Genomic DNA, 16,381 nt, shown 5'->3' with positions numbered 1-16,381 from the left:
ACGACCACCGTGTCCGCCCAGGCGAGAGCCTCGGCGCCGTGCTCGACGAGCACGGCATACCCCTTCGGCGTCGGGACCGGGCCGGGCTCGAGCCCGCACACCCGCACCTCGTAAAGGCAGCGACCCTGCCCGTCGCGCACCGCCCCCAGCACCTGCGGCACGATCACCATGTCGTAGCCGACGAGCGGGGGAGGCAGAGCACAGCCACCCGGTGCGGTCGCAGGTCGGTGTCGTCGGGCGCGCTGGTCGTCATGGCCGAAATTTGGCACATATCGGCTTCTCCACCACTCGTGCGCACGTCCGGGGTGACCCACGATGGGGGTATGACGTCGCCCGCCTCCCCCGACCGCACCAGCCCGACGCGGGGCGCCCGTGCTCCACGGGTGCATCGTGCCTGGTGGGTCGCCCTGGCGGGCTTCGTGGCGATCGTCGGGGCGGCCGGATTCCGGTCGGTGCCGGGCGTGCTCATCGATCCGCTGCACACGGAGTTCGGGTGGTCGCACGGCACCATCGGGATGGCGGTGTCCATCAACCTGGTGCTCTTCGGCCTGTTCTCCCCCTTCGCCGCCGCACTGATGGACCGCTTCGGGATCCGGCCGGTCCTCACCGTCGCGCTGCTCCTGCTGGCCAGCGGCAGCGGACTGACGGTCCTCATGACCCAGCCCTGGCAGCTGTGGTTGCTGTGGGGCGTCGTCGTCGGCCTGGGGGCGGGATCCATCTCCATGGCCTTCGTGGCCACCCTGGTCTCGCGGTGGTTCGTGACGCGACGTGGCCTGGTCAGCGGCATCCTCACCGCCGCCGGCGCCACCGGGCAGCTCGTCTTCCTGCCGGCCGTGGCCTGGTTGGCCACGGCCTTCGGCTGGCGGGTGCCGGCGCTCGTCGTGGCCGGTGCGGCCCTGCTCGTGCTGCCGCTCGTGGCCCTCGTGGTCCGGGACCACCCGCACGCGCTCGGCCTGGAGGCCTACGGCGCCACCCCGAAGCACCCGACCCCCGCGCCGCCGACGCAGCGCGGCAACGCAGGTCTGGTGGCCCTCACGGCGCTGCGGGACGCGGCCCGGACGCGGACCTTCTGGCTGCTGGCCGGCGGCTTCGCCATCTGCGGGGCCTCCACCAACGGCCTCGTCGGCACCCACTTCGTGCCGGCGGCGCACGACCACGGCATGCCGCTCACCGCGGCGGCCAGCCTGCTCGCGGTGATCGGGCTGGTGGACATCGTGGGCACGGTCGCCAGCGGGGTGGTTCACCGACCGCGTCGACCCGCGCCTGCTGCTCGGCCTCTACTACAGCCTGCGCGGGGTGTCGCTCATGTTCCTGCCGATGCTGCTGGGCCCGGACGTGCAGCCGAGCATGTGGGCCTTCATCATCTTCTACGGGCTGGACTGGGTGGCGACCGTGCCACCGACGGTCGCGCTCTGCCAGGAGCATTTCGGGGAACGTGCCCCGATGGTCTTCGGCTGGGTCTTCGCCTCGCACCAGCTGGGCGCCGCGGTGGCGGCGACCGCCGCCGGGGTGGTGCGCGACACCCAGGGCGACTACACCCTGGCCTGGCTCACCGCCGGCGGGCTGTGCCTCGGCGCGGCGGTCCTGTCGCTCATGATCGGGCGCCGCGAGACGGCACCCCGGGAGACCGCAGGCGCGCCGGGCTGAGACCGACCCGGACTACCCGCGACCGTCGCCCAGGAGCGTGCGGCCGTCCTCGGTGACCGTCCAGAACGGGTTGTGCGCGATCTCCCACACGTGGCCGTCCGGGTCGGTGAAGACCCCGGAGTAGCCACCCCAGAAGCGGGTGCTCGGGGCCCGGAGCACGGTCGCACCGGCCTGCTCCGCGTCCTTCATCTGGTCGTCGACGTCCGCCGTGGTCGGCAGGTTGACCCCCAGCACCTTGCCACCCCAGGAGTCACCGCTGCCCGGCGTCTCGTCGGTGTCCGAGTCGATGTCGATGCCGGAGTCCACGGCGAGCGCGGCACGCTCCCACAGCGCCACCACCATGCCACCGGCCTGGAAGAAGGCGATGTGGTCCGGCGAGGGCCCGGGCGTCCAGCCCAGGGCCTGGTAGAACGCGCGGGCACGCTCGAGGTCGCTCACACCCAGGGTCACGAGGGACAGACGCTGATCCATGCCGTCAACCTAGCAAGGCCGGGCGCCCCTCCCGCCGGGCGCCACTGAGGCAGACTGGCGGCATGCACCACCCGGACCTGGTCGCCGAGGCCGTCGCCCTCCTCCGGCGGCGTGGGGGTCGCCTGACCGCCGCACGCGAGCAGATCCTCGGTGCGCTCGCCCGGTTGGGTGGTCACCCGACGGCGGCCCAGATCCACGAGGCGCTGGGCGAGGAGGGTGCTCCGCACCTGTCGACGACCTACCGGACGCTGGAGAGCCTGTGCGCCGTCGGGGTGCTCAGCCACGTCCACGTGGACCACGCCGAGCCCGGCTTCCACTTCTCCGCCGAGGTCACGGGGCGTCCCCACGCGCACGCGGCGTGCTCGGCGTGCGGCACGGTCGTCGACCTGCCCGCCGAGGTCGTGGCACCGGTGGCCGACCACCTCCGCAGCCTGGGGTTCGAACCAAGGCTCGGGCACTCGGCACTGTCCGTCACCTGCCCGCGCTGCGCGGGCAGGTCACCCGTCAGCGACGCAGCAGCTCGCTGACCACGCCCGGGATCGCCCGGGCCACCGCGGTGGCCCGGACGGGCCCACCCGGGTTGGCCCGGTGCGCCGCCCTCCCGTGCACGAGGGCGCCGAGGGACCCGGCGTCGCGCGGGGACAGCCCGGCCGCGAGCAACGCCCCGCAGAGGCCCGCGAGCACGTCCCCCGCGCCGGCGGTGGACAGCCAGGCCGGCGCGTCGGTCTGCGTGCGCACCGGGACGCCGGGGTCCGGGTCGGCGATCACCGTGGTGGCCCCCTTGAGCAGCACCACCGCGCCGGTCGAGCGGGCCGCGCGCCGGGCGTGCCGGACCGGTTCGGCCTCCACCTGCTCCCGCGAGACCTCCTCGTCGCGCAGCTCGGTGAGCAGGCTCGCGAGCTCACCGGCGTGCGGGGTCAGCAGGGTGGGGGCCTCGCACCGCAGGTGCCCGGTGCGCTGCCAGTGACCGAGCAGCTGGAGCGCGCCCGCGTCGACGACGAGCGGGACGTCGCTGGCCAGTGCCTGCCGGAACCACTGGATCTGCCGGCGGTCCCCGGTCTCCCCGCCCTGCACCGGCACCCCCGGCCCCATGACCATCGCCTGGATCCGCCCCTGCCCGGGGACGACCTCGGGGCAGGCGGCCAGGACGAGGTCGCGCACCGGGTCCGGGCCGAGGTAGCGCACCATGCCCACCCCGGCCTCCAGCGCGGCGGTGGTGCACAGCACGGCAGCACCCGGGTAGTCGGCGCTGCCGGCGATCACCCCGAGCACGCCCCGGCGGTACTTGTCGTCCGAGGCCGTGGGCACCGGCCACAGCCCGGCGACGTCCTCGGGCAGCAGCCGCTCCGCGACCGGCTCGGTGTCCAGGCGGACGCCGATGTCGACCACGGTCAGCCTCCCGACCGCCGGCGCCGTCACCGGCAGCAGGTGCACCGGCTTGGGGACCGCGAAGGTGACGGTCTCGTCGGCGTGGACGCAGTCCTCGAGAGGTGCCGCGCCCTCGGGGTCGGCGCCGCTGGGCAGATCGACGGCGACGAGGTATGCCGCGTCCGGCACAGCGTCGAGCACGGCCCGCATCGCGCCCTGCAGCCCCGGTCGCCCGCCCAGGCCGAGCAGGCCGTCCACGACGACGTCGGCGCCAGCGAGTAGCGCGTGGACCGCCTCGGGCACCTCGGCGAGGTCGGGGTCCACCGCCTCCATCACCACCCCGGCCGAGCGCGCGGCCTGCTCGGCCCCGGCGTGCAGCTCGGCGGCCAGACCGACGACCGCGACCTCGGCGTGGTCGCTCAGCATCGCCGCGGCGTGCAGGGCGTCGCCCCCGTTGTGGCCGGGTCCGGCCAGCACCACGACCCGGTGCGCCCCGCGCTCCTCGCAGCGGGCGAGAACGACATCGGCCAGACCCCGGGCGGCGCGGAGCATGAGCTCTCCCTCGGCCGAGCTCTCCAGCACCCGGGCCTCGGCCTCGCGGACGTCGGGCACGGCATACGCCTGGAGCATGTCAGCCTCCTGTGGGGGTGGGGACGGGATCGGCCTCGGCGATCACCACGGCGGAGGCGACTCCGGCGTCGTGCGAGAGCGAGACGTGCAGGCGGGTGACGCCGAGCTGGTCCGCCCGGGCGCGGACCGTGCCCTCGGTGCGCAGGTGGGGGCGGCCGGCCTCGTCGCGCTGCACCCACGCGTCGGTCCAGCGCAGCCCGACCGGGGCACCCAGCGCCTTGGCCAGCGCCTCCTTGGCGGCGAAACGGGCCGCCATCGACTCGGGGCGCAGGCCCAGCTCCTGGGCTGTGAAGAGCCGTTCACCGAGCCGGGCGTTGGCGTCCAGCCGCGCGGCGAAGCGCGCGATGTCGACGACGTCGATCCCGACGCCGACGATCACCGGGCACCACCGGTCCGCACACCCACGACCCCGCCTACTCGACGGTGACCGACTTGGCCAGGTTGCGCGGTTGGTCGACGTCCAGACCCTTGGCGGTCGACAGGTGCAGCGCGAAGACCTGCAGCGGGACGACGGTGAGCAGCGGCGCCAGCAGCGGCGAGGTCCGCGGCACCCGGATGACCTCGTCGGCGAAGGGCACGACGTCGTCGTCGCCCTCCTCGGCGATGACCAGGGTGCGCGCCCCGCGGGCGCGGATCTCCTGGATGTTGGAGACGACCTTGCCGTGCAGCCCGTGCTCGCTGTCCGGGGAGGGCACGACCACGAAGACCGGCTGACCGGGCTCGATGAGGGCGATCGGCCCGTGCTTGAGCTCCCCGGCGGCGAAGCCCTCGGCGTGGATGTAGGCGAGCTCCTTGAGCTTGAGCGCCCCCTCCATCGCGATGGGGTAGCCGACGTGCCGGCCGAGGAAGAGGACCGACCGGGAGTCGGCCATGAAGTAGGCGATCTCCTCGACCCGGTCCATGGTGCCCAGCAGCTGCTCGATCTTGTCCGGGATGCCCTGCAGCTCGGCCATGATCTCCGCGGCGCTGCGGCCGTAGGACTCGCCGCGCAGCGAGGTGAGGAAGAGCCCGAGCACGTAGGAGGCGGTGATCTGGGCCAGGAAGGCCTTGGTCGAGGCGACCGCGATCTCCGGACCGGCGTGGGTGTAGAGGACGGCGTCGGACTCCCGCGGGATCGTCGAGCCGTGGGTGTTGCAGATCGAGACCGTCTTGGCGCCCAGCTCCTTGGCGTGCCGGACCGCCATGAGGGTGTCCATGGTCTCACCCGACTGGGAGATCGACACGACCAGCGTGCGCGCGTCGATGACCGGGTCGCGGTAGCGGAACTCGTGGGCGAGCTCGACCTCGACCGGGATGCGGGTCCACCGCTCGATGGCGTACTTCGCGACCATGCCGGCGTAGGACGCGGTGCCGCAGGCCACGATGACGATCTTGTCGACGGCGCGGAGCTCCTCCACCGGGATGTGCAGCTCGTCGAGCATGAGGTTGCCCTCGGCATCGGTGCGCCCGAGCAGGGTGTCACCCACCGCGTGCGGCTGCTCGTGGATCTCCTTCTCCATGAAGGTCTCGTAGCCGCCCTTCTCCGCGGCGGCGGTCCCAGGTGACCTCGTAGGCCTTGCCCTCGCTGGGCGAGCCGTCGAAGTTGACGATCGAGCAGGAGTCCGGGGTGATCGTGACGATCTGGTCCTGGCCCAGCTCCAGCGCCTGCCGGGTGTGCCCGATGAAGGCGGCCACGTCGGACCCCAGGTAGTTCTCGCCCTCCCCGAGCCCGACGACGAGCGGGCTGTTGCGGCGGGCCCCGACGACGACGTCCGGCTGGTCGGCGTGGACCGCCAGCAGGGTGAAGGCGCCCTCGAGCGTGCCGACGACCTCGCGCATGGCCTCGGTGAGGTCGCCGGACCCCGCGAAGGCCCGGTCGAGCAGGTGCGCGACGACCTCGGTGTCCGTCTCGGAGGAGAAGTCGACCCCGTCGGCGAGCAGCGACTGCTTCAGCGCGTGGAAGTTCTCGATGATCCCGTTGTGGACGAGCGCCAGCTTGCCGCCGGACCCCCCTCGGTGCGGGTGGGCGTTGGCGTCGGTCGGGCCCCCGTGGGTGGCCCACCGGGTGTGCCCGATCGCGGTCGCCGTCTCCGGGAGCGGCGCCTCGACCAGGGCCTGGCTCAGGTTGGTCAGCTTGCCGGCCCGCTTGCGCGTGCCCACACCGCCCTGCTCGACCACGGCGACACCGGCCGAGTCGTAGCCGCGGTACTCCAGCCGCCCGAGTCCCTCCATGACGACGTCGAGGGCCTTCTCGCTGGTCCGAGGACCCACATATCCGACGATTCCGCACATGGGGGCAAGCCTACGTGTCTGCCCCCGCCCGCACGGCATCTGCCGCGGCCCGGCACGCCCGTCCGCCTCGCGCCGCCGCGCTTGGCACAATGCCGGTCATGGGTGCGCAGGGAAGCTCGGGCATACCGTCCCCGTATGTCGAGCTGGACCGGGGTGACTGGGCCCGGCTGCGCGAGGAGCACCCGATGCGGCTGGACGCCGCCGACGTCGAGCGCTTGCGGGGTCTCGGGGAGCGCCTCGACCTCGCCGAGGTGGAGCAGGTCTACCTGCCCATCAGCCGGCTGCTGTCGTTCTACGAACGGGCGACCGGGCGGCTGCACCAGGTGACGAGCGACTTCCTCGACGAGGGGCACGAGCGGACGCCCTTCGTCATCGGCGTCGCCGGCTCGGTGGCGGTGGGCAAGTCGACGACCGCCCGTATCCTCAAGGAGCTCATCTCGCGCTGGGAGTCCGCGCCGCAGGTGGACCTGGTCACCACCGACGGTTTCCTCTTCCCCAACGAGGTGCTGGCCCGCCGCAACCTCATGCCGCGCAAGGGCTTCCCCGAGTCCTACGACCGGCGGGCGCTGCTGCGCTTCGTGAGCGAGGTCAAGGCAGGCAGGGCCGAGGTGCGGGCCCCGGTCTACAGCCACCTCGTCTACGACATCGTGCCCGACGAGCAGATCGTGGTGCGCCGGCCGGACGTCCTCATCGTCGAAGGACTGAACGTCCTGCAGCCGCCGCGCCCGCACGACGACGGCCGCCCCGGTCTGGCGGTGAGCGACTTCTTCGACTTCTCCGTCTACGTCGACGCCCACGTCGGGGACATCAAGCGGTGGTACGTCGACCGCTTCCTCGAGCTGCGGCGTACCGCCTTCGCCGACCCGGACTCGCACTTCCACCGGTATGCCTCGCTCACCGACGACGCCGCCGTGGACATCGCGGAGAACATCTGGGACACGATCAACGCCCCCAACCTCGTCGACAACATCCTCCCCACCCGCAGCCGCGCGACCCTCGTGCTGCTCAAGGGCGCCGACCACAGCGTCGACCGCGTCCGGCTCCGTCGCCTCTGAGCGAGCCGTGGCCCTCCCCACGACCTTCCGCCCCTTCTGGGTGGCCAGCACGCTGAGCTATGTCGCGCTGGCGACGACCACCCTGGGCATCGACGATCTCGTCCCCGGCCCTTACGCCGGCCCCGACTCCATCCCGACCTGAGCAAAGATGTCTTCGCAAGACAGGGGATATTGCCTTGTCCGAAGCAGGCTTCCTTGCTCAGGGTGGTGGAGGGGTCAGTCCATGCGGGCATACCGGGCGCGGGCGAAGCTGTAGACGCCGTAGAGCGCCAGGCCCACCGCGACGAGGAGGAGCAGGACGGTGCCGAAGGGCTGCTCGGCGAGCGTCTTGAGGGCGCCGTCCATCCCCTGGGCCTCGTCCGGGTCGGCCTGCCACGCCGCGAGGCCGAAGAGGCCGCCGACGACCAGCAGGGCCACTCCCTTGGCGACGTAGCCGATCATGCCGGCCACCGTCACACCGGTGCCGAGGCTGCCGCCACCGGTGGCGGACAGGTCCTCGAGGAACTTCTTCGTGAAGCCCTTGTAGACGTGGTAGCCGCCGACGGCGATGACACCGAGCGCCACCGCGCCGACGAGGAGGCGACCCGCGGGCATCTCCATCAACCGCTGGGTGATGTCGGTGCTGGACTCCTGACCGCCCGAGCTGCCCCCACCGACCGCGAAGCGGACCGAGATCACGCCGAGAGCGGCATACAGGACGCCCTTGCCCGCGGCCTTGACCCGGTCACCCGTCTCGCCATCACCGAAGATCCCGTCGAGCAGCTGGAAGAGCGCGAGCGCGACGAAGCCGAGGACGCAGATCCAGAGCAGGAGCGGACCGGCCGGGGCCTCACGCACCGTCGTGATGGCGCCGCTGGTGTCCGCCTCCCCGCCGCTGCCGAGGGCGACCCGGCCGGCGATCCATCCGAGCACCAGGTGGATGAGCCCGCTGGCCGCGAAGCCGACCCTGGCCACCTTCTCCAGCCACGGGTGGTCCGCCACCTGACGTGCCCGGCGCGATCCTTCGTCCACGATGTCGTTGCCCACGCGGCAGAGCATGACAAACCCCCGGCCGCGGCGCGACCGGGGGTGCTGTCAGGTATGCCGGGACCGGCTCAGTACCAGTTCACGGCCTGGGAGTGGGCCCAGGCGGCGCAGGGCGAGCCGTAGCGGCCGGAGATGTAGCCCAGGCCCCACTCGATCTGGGTGGCCGGGTTGGTCTGCCAGTCGGCACCGGCCGAGGCCATCTTGTTGCCCGGGAGGGACTGCGGGATGCCGTAGGCGCCCGAGCTGGGGTTCATCGCGGTGTGGTTCCAGCCGGACTCCTTCTGCCACAGCGAGTCCAGGCAGCTCCACTGGTCCATGCCCCAGCCGTAGCTGCCGAGCATCGACTGCGCGATGCCGCGGGCGTCACCGCTGTAGACGGGGGCGGGCTCCGGCTCGGGCTCGGGCTCCGGCTGCGCCACGGGCTCGGGCTCCGGCTGCGCCACGGGCTCGGGCTCCGGCTCCGGCTCCGGCTCGGCGGCCGCGCGCTCCTGGTCACGGGAGGCGGCCTGCTCCTGCTCGGCCGCGCGCTCCGCGGCAGCGGCCTCGGCGGCCTCGGCCTCGCGCGCCGCCTTCTCCGCGGCCTCACGGGCGGCCTTCTCGGCCTCGGCACGGCGCTCCTCGGCGCGCGCCTTCACCACGGCGTCGGAGGCGTCCCGGACGGTGGACAGGCTCTCGTCCCGGATGCCGGTCGACACGCTCAGGGCGGCGTCCTGGTCGGCGCGCACCTCGCGCAGCTGCGCGAACATCCCGGTCGACTCCTCACCGGCGACCTCGCTCAGCGCGGCGACGGCGTCGGCAGCGACGGTCGGGGAGAACTGGCCGACCGAGGCCCGCAGCGCCTCGTTGTGGCCCTCGGCGGCGGGGGGCCGGAGCCCGCGGTGGCCGCGTAGGTCGCCAGGCCGAGCGATCCGGCGGCGATCGAGGCCGTCACGGCGATCGCCGCGGGGCTCATCCGGCGGCCTCGCGTGTGGCGGGCCTTCTGGTCATCGGTCATGGGGGCATGGCTCATGGGACAGCTCTTCCTCACTCGGACGGCTCGCCGCTCTCGCTCATGGCTGCCGGGCCCTCAGGGGGGTGGATCACAGGGACGATCGGGGCCCGCGCGGCGTTACCAAAACGTGATGTAACCCCACTACCGTGCCGGGCAGCACGGCCTCACGTCAAACCCTCAGGGCGAGACGTGGTGAAGGTCACACCGACATGAGGCCGGTGTGACGTCTGTGACTTCACACTCAGGCACGCCCGTCACAGCAGCGCCTCTGGGCCCTCCAGCATCTCGGTCACCAAGGCGGCGATCGGGCTGCGCTCGCTGCGGTGCAGCGTGACGTGGGCGAAGAGCGGATGCCCCTTGAGCGCCTCGATCACGGCGGCCACCCCGTCGTGGCGCCCGACGCGCAGGTTGTCCCGCTGGGCCACGTCGTGCGTGAGGACGACCCGGGAGCTCTGGCCGATCCGGGACAGCACGGTGAGCAGCACGTTGCGCTCCAGGCTCTGCGCCTCGTCCACGATGACGAAGGCGTCGTGCAGGGAGCGACCGCGGATGTGGGTGAGGGGAAGCACCTCGAGCATGTCGCGGTCGAGGATCTCCTCGACGACCTCCGTGGAGACCACCGCGCCCAGGGTGTCGAAGACCGCCTGCGCCCAGGGCCCCATCTTGTCGTTCTCGCTGCCCGGCAGGTAGCCCAGCTCCTGGCCGCCGACGGCGTAGAGCGGACGGAAGACGATGACCTTGCGGTGCTGGCGACGCTCCATGACCGCCTCGAGCCCAGCGCACAGCGCCAGCGCGCTCTTGCCGGTGCCCGCGCGTCCACCGAGGCTCACGATGCCGACGTCGGGGTCGAGCAGCAGGTCCAGCGCGATGCGCTGCTCGGCCGAGCGGCCGTGCAGACCGAAGGCGTCCCGGTCACCGCGCACCAGACGCACGGTGTGGTCGGGCGCCACCCGGCCCAGGGCGCTGCCCGAGGCGCCGAGGATGGTCAACCCGGTGTGGGTGCGCATCTGCACCGCCCCGGGATGCTCCAGCCGGCCGGTGTCGTAGAGCTGGCGCATCTGCTCGTCGTCGACCTCGATCTCGGCCATGCCGGTCCAGCCGCTGTCGACCGCGAGCTCGGCGCGGTACTCCTGCGCGTCCAGACCGACCGACGACGCCTTGACCCGCATCGGCAGGTCCTTGCTGACGACGGTGACGTCCTGGCCCTCGCCGGCCAGGTTGGCCGCCACGGCGAGGATCCGGGTGTCGTTGTCCCCGAGCCGGAAGCCGGCGGGCAGGGCGGTCGGGTCGGTGTGGTTGAGCTCGACCCGCAGGCTGCCCCCGGCTGCCCCACCGGCACCGGCTCGCTCAGGGTGCCGTGGGCGACCCGCAGGTCGTCGAGCATCCGCAGCGCCTGGCGCGCGAAATACCCGAGCTCCGGGTGGTGCCGCTTGCCCTCCAGCTCGGAGATGACCACCACCGGCAGGACGACCTCGTGCTCGGCGAAGCGCAGCAGCGCCCGCGGGTCGGACAGCAGCACGGAGGTGTCCAGGACGTAGGTCTTGCGGCCGGTCTCCGGCAGTGCGTCGAAGGGGGTGACGGCCTCGTCCAGCAGGTCGGCGGTCGAGACGGGACGGCTGATGCTCATGCTGACTCCCAGGGGGACGCGCGCCGGTGGGCTGCGCGTCGCAGGCGGTGGGCGGTCCGGGACCGGGCCACGCCACGACGTAGGCCGGTACCGGCCCTCCGCCAGAGCCAGAGCTCCATGTGGTGGGCCTCCCGAGAGGCGGGGCGGGGGTGCCCCGCGTCTGCCTCGACGGTATGCCGGGAGCCAGGTCCCGCCTACGCGCTGCGGCGGCGTGTCGCTCAGCTGCCGAAGCGCCGCTCGCGCTCGGCGTAGGCCCGCAGCGCGCGCAGGAAGTCGACCTTGCGGAAGTCGGGCCAGAAGGCCTCGCAGAAGTAGAACTCGCTGTGCGCGCTCTGCCACAGCAGGAAGCCGCCGAGCCGCTGCTCGCCCGAGGTGCGGATCACCAGGTCGGGGTCCGGCAGGCCGCGGGTGTAGAGATGCCCGGCGATGTCCTCCACGGTCACCGTGCTGGCGACCTCCTCGAGCGAGGCTCCGGACGCGGCGGCGTCCCGGAGGAGCGAGCGCACGGCGTCGGCGATCTCCCGGCGCCCGCCGTAGCCGATCGCCACGTTGACGACCATGGCGTCGATGTCGTCGGTCAGCGCAGCGGCCTCGGTGAGCCGGTCGGCGGTCTCCTGAGGCAGCAGGTCGAGGGCACCGACGACCCGCACGCGCCAGCGCCCGGTCGAGGCGAGCTGCTGCACCACCCCCTCGATGATGGTCAGCAGCGGCTCGAGCTCCCCCGCGGCGCGGTTGAGGTTGTCCGTCGAGAGCAGCCAGAGGGTCACGACCTCGACCCGGGCCTCCTCGCACCACCCCAGGAAGGGCGCGATGTTCTCCGCCCCCGCACGGTGCCCGTCCGCGGTCTGCGCCCCTCGCCGCCGGGCCCAACGGCGGTTGCCGTCGAGCATGACCCCGATGTGACGCGGGAGCCGTTCGTCGGGCAGGTGCCGGCGCAGCGATGAGTTGTAGGCCCGGTAGACCAGGTCCCTCGGCGTCGGCATGGCCTCAACCTACCGGCCACCCCTGGAGATCCGCTGCGCCCGCGCCCGGGGCGGTGGAAGCGTCGCCCGGAGTCGTGGAACCCTCGGCGGGACCGAACCTACGGTTTCGTAACCTACGGTTGCGTAGGTTAGCCTGAAGGCATGTCGACCCCCCGTGACACGACCGAGGCGACCGGCACCCTGGGCTCCTTCGTCGGCCAAATGACGGACCAGGTGAAGGATCGCGTCAAGCCCCACCTCCGTGGCTGGCTGCACCTCGTGATGGTCCCGGTGGCCGTGGTCTCCGGAGCTGTGCTCGTCGCGCTCGCCCCCAGCGCCCCGGCGGGCGCCGCCGCACTCGTCTTCGCGATCACCGCCGTCCTGCTCTTCGGCACCTCGGCGGTCTACCACCGCGGTCGATGGAGTCCTCGGGTCGCGCGCGTGCTCAAGCGCTGGGACCACGCCAACATCTTCCTCATCATCGCCGGCACCTACACCCCCTTCGCGGTGCTGCTCCTCCCGACGCCGCAGACCAGGCTGCTGCTCTGGGTCGTCTGGTCCGGGGCGCTCGCCGGCGTCCTCTTCCGCGTCTTCTGGGTCGGGGCGCCGCGGTGGCTCTACACCGGGGTCTACATCGCCCTGGGCTGGGTGGCGATCTTCTTCCTGGTCCCGATGTGGCGCAGCGGCGGCCCGGTCGTCGTGGGGCTCATCGGGCTCGGGGGCCTGTTCTACACCCTGGGCGCCGTCGTCTACGGCCTGCGTCGCCCGGACCCCTCACCGCGGTGGTTCGGCTTCCACGAGGTCTTCCACGCCTTCACCGTGGCGGCCTTCGCCGCGCACTGGCTGGCGGCCTACCTCAGCCTGTCGCTGGACTCGGTGCCCGCGGCCTGAGCACCTAGAGCACGGCGGCGCTCAGGCGAGCGGGTCGTCCTCGGGCCGGTCCGGTGCGTCGCCCTGCTCGGCAGGGGTCTCCTGCCGCAGCCGGGCCTCCTCCGCCTGCCGCATCCGCCGCAGCCGCCGGGTGAGGTCGCGGCCGAGGAACCACACGGCCAGGGCAAGCCCGAAGAGGACGAGGAAGCCCCCGAGCCCGGCCGTGATCTCGACGCCGGTCGAGTTCACCGGTCGTGCCCCTCGTCGCGGCGCACGTCGTCGACACCGTCTCCGTCGGCGTCCCCCATGTCGGCAACGGCGTCCTGTTTCCGCTCACCGACCGCATCCTGCTCCAGCGGCGGCAGCGGCGGCTCGCCCCGGTGCTCCAGCACGAGCGCCCCGGTCTCGTCCCGCTCCGGCACCTGACGGCACCGGGCGTCCAGCCCACCGTCGAGCTCGCGCAGGCCGGCGAAGAGGTCGTCCTCGGGCAGCGCCACGGGGACCAGCGAGCGCGCCAGCTCGTAGTCCTCGGTGGGCCAGACCCGCTGCTGGATCTCCAGCGGGACGCGGAACCAGGGCCCCTCCGGGTCGACCTGGGTCGCGTGCGCGCGCAGCGCGTCGTCGCGCACCGAGAAGTGCTCCCCGCACGGCACGCGGGTGGTGAGCACGCGGCGCGGCCGGCTCCCGAGGTGCTTGCGCCAGTCGGCGAAGGGCGGCTCGTGACCGGCCTCGACCATGGCCTCGTCCAGCCGGATCATCCGCTGCGGGTCCCAGCCGCTGTAGTAGACCTTGAGCGGCTGCCAGGGCTCGCCGGCGTGCGGGTATGCCTCGGGGTCGCCGGCCGCCTCGAAGGCCGCCATCGTCACCGTGTGCGTCATGATGTGGTCGGGGTGCGGGTAGCCGCCGTTCTCGTCGTAGGTCGTGAGCACGTGGGGCCGGAACTCCCGGATCACCCGGACCAGCGCCTCGGTGGTCACCTCCAGCGGCTCCAGCGCGAAGCACCCCTCCGGCAGCGGCGGCAGCGGGTCACCCTCGGGCAGGCCGCTGTCGACGAAGCCCAGCCAGGTGTGGCTGACACCGAGGATCTGCACCGCCCGGGCCATCTCGTCCCGCCGGACCTGGGCGATGTCGCGGATGATGTGCGGGTCGTCCTTGAGCTTCTCGTTGAGCACGTCCCCCCGTTCCCCACCGGTGCAGGACACGACGCGCACGTCGACCCCCTGGGCGACGTAGTGCGCCGTCGTGGCAGCGCCCTTGCTCGACTCGTCGTCAGGGTGTGCGTGCACCGCGAGCAGGCGCAGCCCGCGACCCGAGGTGGCCATCGGCATTCCTTCCGCGTCGGAGCCGGCACGGGTCGGCGTCACGGCCGACCGGACCGTGCCGGACAATGGTGGTGGTGCCGCTCCGGGCACCCCGCCATCCTCTCACCCCCTCGGAGGGCAGCCGCACATGACCGCCAGCAACACCGGTCCCGCCGAGCCGCCGCGCCCGGACGGCGTCCGGGACTGGGACGCGGAGGAGGAGCGTGCCGAGGCGCAGGAGCGCGGCCGGCGCGGCGACCGCCGGTGGTGGGTCGTCGGCGTGCTGGCCGTGGTCGTCATGAGCCTCATGGCCGTGATCTGGGGACTGTCCGCCACCGTGGGGCGGGTGCACTGGGTCGACACCGGCTTCGAGGCCGTCTCCGACAGCCGGGTGGACGTGCGCTTCGACCTGCGGCGCGACCCCTCGCGCGAGGCGGTGTGCCGGCTCGAGGCGCAGGCCACCTCGCACGTGGTCGTCGGGCGGACCGAGGTGCGCATCCCCGCGGCGCAGAGCTCCCCGAGCCGGCACGTGGAGAGCGTGACCACCGCCTCGCCGGCCGTCACCGGTTACGTCGAGGAGTGCTGGTACGCCGACGGGGCGCCCCGCCGCTGACGGCAGGACGCCCCGAGGCGGTCGCGCGGGAGGTCAGGGCTGGTAGGGCGTGGCCTCCAGGATCTTGACCTCCACGGTCTTGCCGTTGGGCGCCTCGTAGCTGACCGTCTCGCCCGTCCGGCCGCCCAGGAGCGCGGCCCCGAGCGGGGACTGCTCGCTGTAGACGTCGAGGTCGCTTCCCTCGTCGATGATCTCCCGGGACCCGAGCAAGAAGGTCTCGCTGTCGCCGAACATCTCGACGGTCACGACGGTCCCCGGCTGCACGACGCCCTTCTCGGTCGGGGCCGACCCCACCACGGCGTTCTGCAGCAGGTGCTCGAGCTGGCGGATGCGGGCCTCCATCTTGCCCTGCTCCTCCTTGGCGGCGTGATAGCCGCCGTTCTCCTTGAGGTCGCCCTCCTCCCGGGCCGCCTCGATGCGCTTGCTGATCTCCGAGCGTCCTTCGTCCTTGAGCTGGGTCAGCTCGGCCTGCAGGCGGTCGTAGGCCTCCTGGGTCAGGTAGCTGGCTGCTGTGGTCTCGGTCACTGCCTCTCCTCGGTATGCCTTCGCGTGGCCGGCGGCGTCCAGCCGCGGCCGGCGATCGTGCGCCGGGTGCCGCACCAGGCGGTGCGGCTCTCCCCAAACACAAGGTCCGGGCCAACAGGGCCCGGACCGTGGATCGAGCGACAAGTCTAGCCCGCCTGCACCCCTGAGTCGACCTCACGCGTGGACCTCACACGGCGACCGCGCCTCGATCCCGGGCTCACCGCGAGCCACCTCGGCGGCATGGGGCGGCACGGTCGGCCCTCGGTCGCCGCGGGTGGGACACTGGGGTGATGCGACACGACGCCACCCTTCCCGGCCGCGCGACCCCCCTGCCCGACATCCCCGAGCGCCACGTGGTCCTCGGCACCTCGATGCACGAGCCGTGGCCCGAGGGCTCGGAGGTGATGACCGTGGCGATGGGCTGCTTCTGGGGAGCCGAGCGGATCTTCTGGCAGCTGCCCGGCGTGGTCACCACCGCGGCCGGCTACCAGGGCGGCACCACCCCGAACCCCACGTACCGCGAGGTGTGCACCGGGCGCACCGGGCATACCGAGTCGGTGCTGGTCGTCTACGACCGTCGCGCGACCGATCCCGAGACCCTGCTCAAGGCCTTCTGGGAGAACCACGACCCGACGACGGCGAACCGGCAGGGCAACGACATCGGCACGCAGTACCGCTCGGCGATCTACTGGACGACCCCCGAGCAGGAGCGCGCGGCCCGGGCGACCGCCGACGCCTTCGGCGAGGTCCTGCGTGACGCCGGGCACGGACCGATCACGACCGAGCTGCTGCCCGCCTCCGAGGCCGGACCCTTCTACTACGCCGAGGACGTGCACCAGCAGTACCTCCACAAGAACCCCGGCGGCTACTGCAACCACGGCCCGAACGGCTACACCTGCCCGGTCGGCCTGGTCCCGCAGGACGAGCTCCCCGCCCAGACGAGCATCGCACCGCCCGACTGAGGGCGGCGTCGGCCTCGCCGGAGGGTGACCCGGTCGTCCACCCCCTAGACTCCTGCGGGTCA

16 protein-coding genes and 3 pseudogenes are annotated in these 16,381 nt (G+C 72.8%); 8 read left to right on the top strand and 11 right to left on the bottom strand.

Annotated features, from left to right (window positions below):
* Nucleotides 1-251: 251 nt before the first annotated feature.
* Nucleotides 252-1,190 (top strand): annotated as a pseudogene (locus FU792_RS18740) (MFS transporter); the annotation flags it as partial.
* Between the two features lie 73 nt (nt 1,191-1,263).
* A complete protein-coding gene (locus FU792_RS18735) occupies nt 1,264-1,647 on the top strand; it encodes an MFS transporter (RefSeq protein WP_338101178.1) in 384 nt (127 codons plus the stop codon).
* A gap of 12 nt (nt 1,648-1,659) precedes the next feature.
* Here FU792_RS18735 and FU792_RS03010 read toward each other — a convergent pair whose 3' ends face one another.
* Nucleotides 1,660-2,118 carry a VOC family protein gene (locus tag FU792_RS03010; RefSeq protein ID WP_022924433.1) on the bottom strand — a complete coding sequence of 153 codons (459 nt, stop codon included), beginning with the start codon at nt 2,116-2,118 and terminating at the stop codon, nt 1,660-1,662.
* 62 nt (nt 2,119-2,180) lie between these two features.
* Between FU792_RS03010 and FU792_RS03005 the strand changes: the two genes are divergently transcribed.
* Entirely contained in the window at nt 2,181-2,645 is a 465-nt protein-coding gene (locus FU792_RS03005; RefSeq protein WP_022924434.1) for a Fur family transcriptional regulator, read from the top strand.
* Here FU792_RS03005 and FU792_RS03000 read toward each other — a convergent pair.
* The 3 genes and pseudogenes from FU792_RS03000 to glmS form a co-directional block, all read right to left on the bottom strand.
* Entirely contained in the window at nt 2,623-4,116 is a 1,494-nt protein-coding gene (locus tag FU792_RS03000; RefSeq protein ID WP_022924435.1) for a bifunctional ADP-dependent NAD(P)H-hydrate dehydratase/NAD(P)H-hydrate epimerase, read from the bottom strand. The genes FU792_RS03005 and FU792_RS03000 overlap by 23 nt on opposite strands.
* Before the next feature lies 1 nt (nt 4,117).
* Complete coding sequence (locus FU792_RS02995; RefSeq protein ID WP_022924436.1) at nt 4,118-4,495, bottom strand: holo-ACP synthase; 378 nt, start codon at nt 4,493-4,495, stop codon at nt 4,118-4,120.
* Between the two features lie 34 nt (nt 4,496-4,529).
* Nucleotides 4,530-6,387, bottom strand: a pseudogene (gene glmS, locus FU792_RS02990) (glutamine--fructose-6-phosphate transaminase (isomerizing)).
* 98 nt (nt 6,388-6,485) lie between these two features.
* On the opposite strand from glmS, the gene coaA reads away from it, so the two are divergent.
* Both coaA and FU792_RS18345 read left to right on the top strand, forming a co-directional pair.
* A complete protein-coding gene (gene coaA, locus FU792_RS02985; RefSeq protein ID WP_028130914.1) occupies nt 6,486-7,442 on the top strand; it encodes a type I pantothenate kinase in 957 nt (318 codons plus the stop codon).
* Nucleotides 7,443-7,449: 7 nt separating this feature from the next.
* The gene (locus tag FU792_RS18345; RefSeq protein WP_022924439.1) at nt 7,450-7,584 is read left to right on the top strand and encodes a hypothetical protein; all 135 of its coding nucleotides are present in this window, start codon (nt 7,450-7,452) and stop codon (nt 7,582-7,584) included.
* A gap of 74 nt (nt 7,585-7,658) precedes the next feature.
* Here FU792_RS18345 and FU792_RS02980 read toward each other — a convergent pair whose 3' ends face one another.
* The 4 genes and pseudogenes from FU792_RS02980 to FU792_RS02965 all read right to left on the bottom strand — a co-directional run bounded on the left by FU792_RS02980 (nt 7,659) and on the right by FU792_RS02965 (nt 12,069).
* Nucleotides 7,659-8,468: a DUF1206 domain-containing protein gene (locus FU792_RS02980; RefSeq protein WP_237739999.1), complete on the bottom strand. Its 810-nt coding sequence runs from the start codon at nt 8,466-8,468 to the stop codon at nt 7,659-7,661.
* A gap of 68 nt (nt 8,469-8,536) precedes the next feature.
* Nucleotides 8,537-9,214 carry an aggregation-promoting factor C-terminal-like domain-containing protein gene (locus FU792_RS17120; RefSeq protein WP_052327786.1) on the bottom strand — a complete coding sequence of 226 codons (678 nt, stop codon included), beginning with the start codon at nt 9,212-9,214 and terminating at the stop codon, nt 8,537-8,539.
* A gap of 499 nt (nt 9,215-9,713) precedes the next feature.
* Nucleotides 9,714-11,086 (bottom strand): annotated as a pseudogene (locus tag FU792_RS02970) (PhoH family protein).
* A gap of 218 nt (nt 11,087-11,304) precedes the next feature.
* Complete coding sequence (locus tag FU792_RS02965) at nt 11,305-12,069, bottom strand: isoprenyl transferase (RefSeq protein ID WP_022924443.1); 765 nt, start codon at nt 12,067-12,069, stop codon at nt 11,305-11,307.
* 141 nt (nt 12,070-12,210) lie between these two features.
* On the opposite strand from FU792_RS02965, the gene trhA reads away from it, so the two are divergent.
* Nucleotides 12,211-12,939: a PAQR family membrane homeostasis protein TrhA gene (gene trhA / locus FU792_RS02960; RefSeq protein WP_022924444.1), complete on the top strand. Its 729-nt coding sequence runs from the start codon at nt 12,211-12,213 to the stop codon at nt 12,937-12,939.
* Between the two features lie 21 nt (nt 12,940-12,960).
* Here trhA and FU792_RS02955 read toward each other — a convergent pair whose 3' ends face one another.
* Together FU792_RS02955 and mca are read right to left on the bottom strand one after the other, a co-directional pair.
* Nucleotides 12,961-13,167 (bottom strand): hypothetical protein, encoded by a 207-nt coding sequence (locus FU792_RS02955; protein ID WP_022924445.1) that lies wholly within the window; start codon nt 13,165-13,167, stop codon nt 12,961-12,963.
* Entirely contained in the window at nt 13,164-14,240 is a 1,077-nt protein-coding gene (gene mca / locus FU792_RS02950; RefSeq protein WP_022924446.1) for a mycothiol conjugate amidase Mca, read from the bottom strand. The genes FU792_RS02955 and mca overlap by 4 nt, the downstream gene beginning before the upstream one ends.
* Nucleotides 14,241-14,367: 127 nt before the next feature.
* Here mca and FU792_RS02945 point away from each other — a divergent pair, with 127 nt between their 5' ends.
* Nucleotides 14,368-14,832, top strand: coding sequence for a DUF4307 domain-containing protein (locus FU792_RS02945; RefSeq protein WP_022924447.1), 465 nt, complete (start codon nt 14,368-14,370; stop codon nt 14,830-14,832).
* 33 nt (nt 14,833-14,865) lie between these two features.
* On the opposite strand, the gene greA is transcribed toward FU792_RS02945, so the two are convergent.
* Complete coding sequence (gene greA / locus FU792_RS02940) at nt 14,866-15,357, bottom strand: transcription elongation factor GreA (RefSeq protein ID WP_022924448.1); 492 nt, start codon at nt 15,355-15,357, stop codon at nt 14,866-14,868.
* A gap of 290 nt (nt 15,358-15,647) precedes the next feature.
* Here greA and msrA point away from each other — a divergent pair, with 290 nt between their 5' ends.
* Nucleotides 15,648-16,319 carry a peptide-methionine (S)-S-oxide reductase MsrA gene (msrA, locus tag FU792_RS02935; RefSeq protein WP_033418706.1) on the top strand — a complete coding sequence of 224 codons (672 nt, stop codon included), beginning with the start codon at nt 15,648-15,650 and terminating at the stop codon, nt 16,317-16,319.
* The last annotated feature ends 62 nt before the right edge of the window (nt 16,320-16,381 follow it).

It is taken from the genome of Serinicoccus marinus DSM 15273 (assembly GCF_008386315.1).
GTDB classification, from domain to species: Bacteria; Actinomycetota; Actinomycetes; order Actinomycetales; family Dermatophilaceae; genus Ornithinicoccus; species Ornithinicoccus marinus.
Note: the sequence above shows the minus strand (reverse complement) of the source record. Positions and strands in the feature narration are given on the sequence as shown.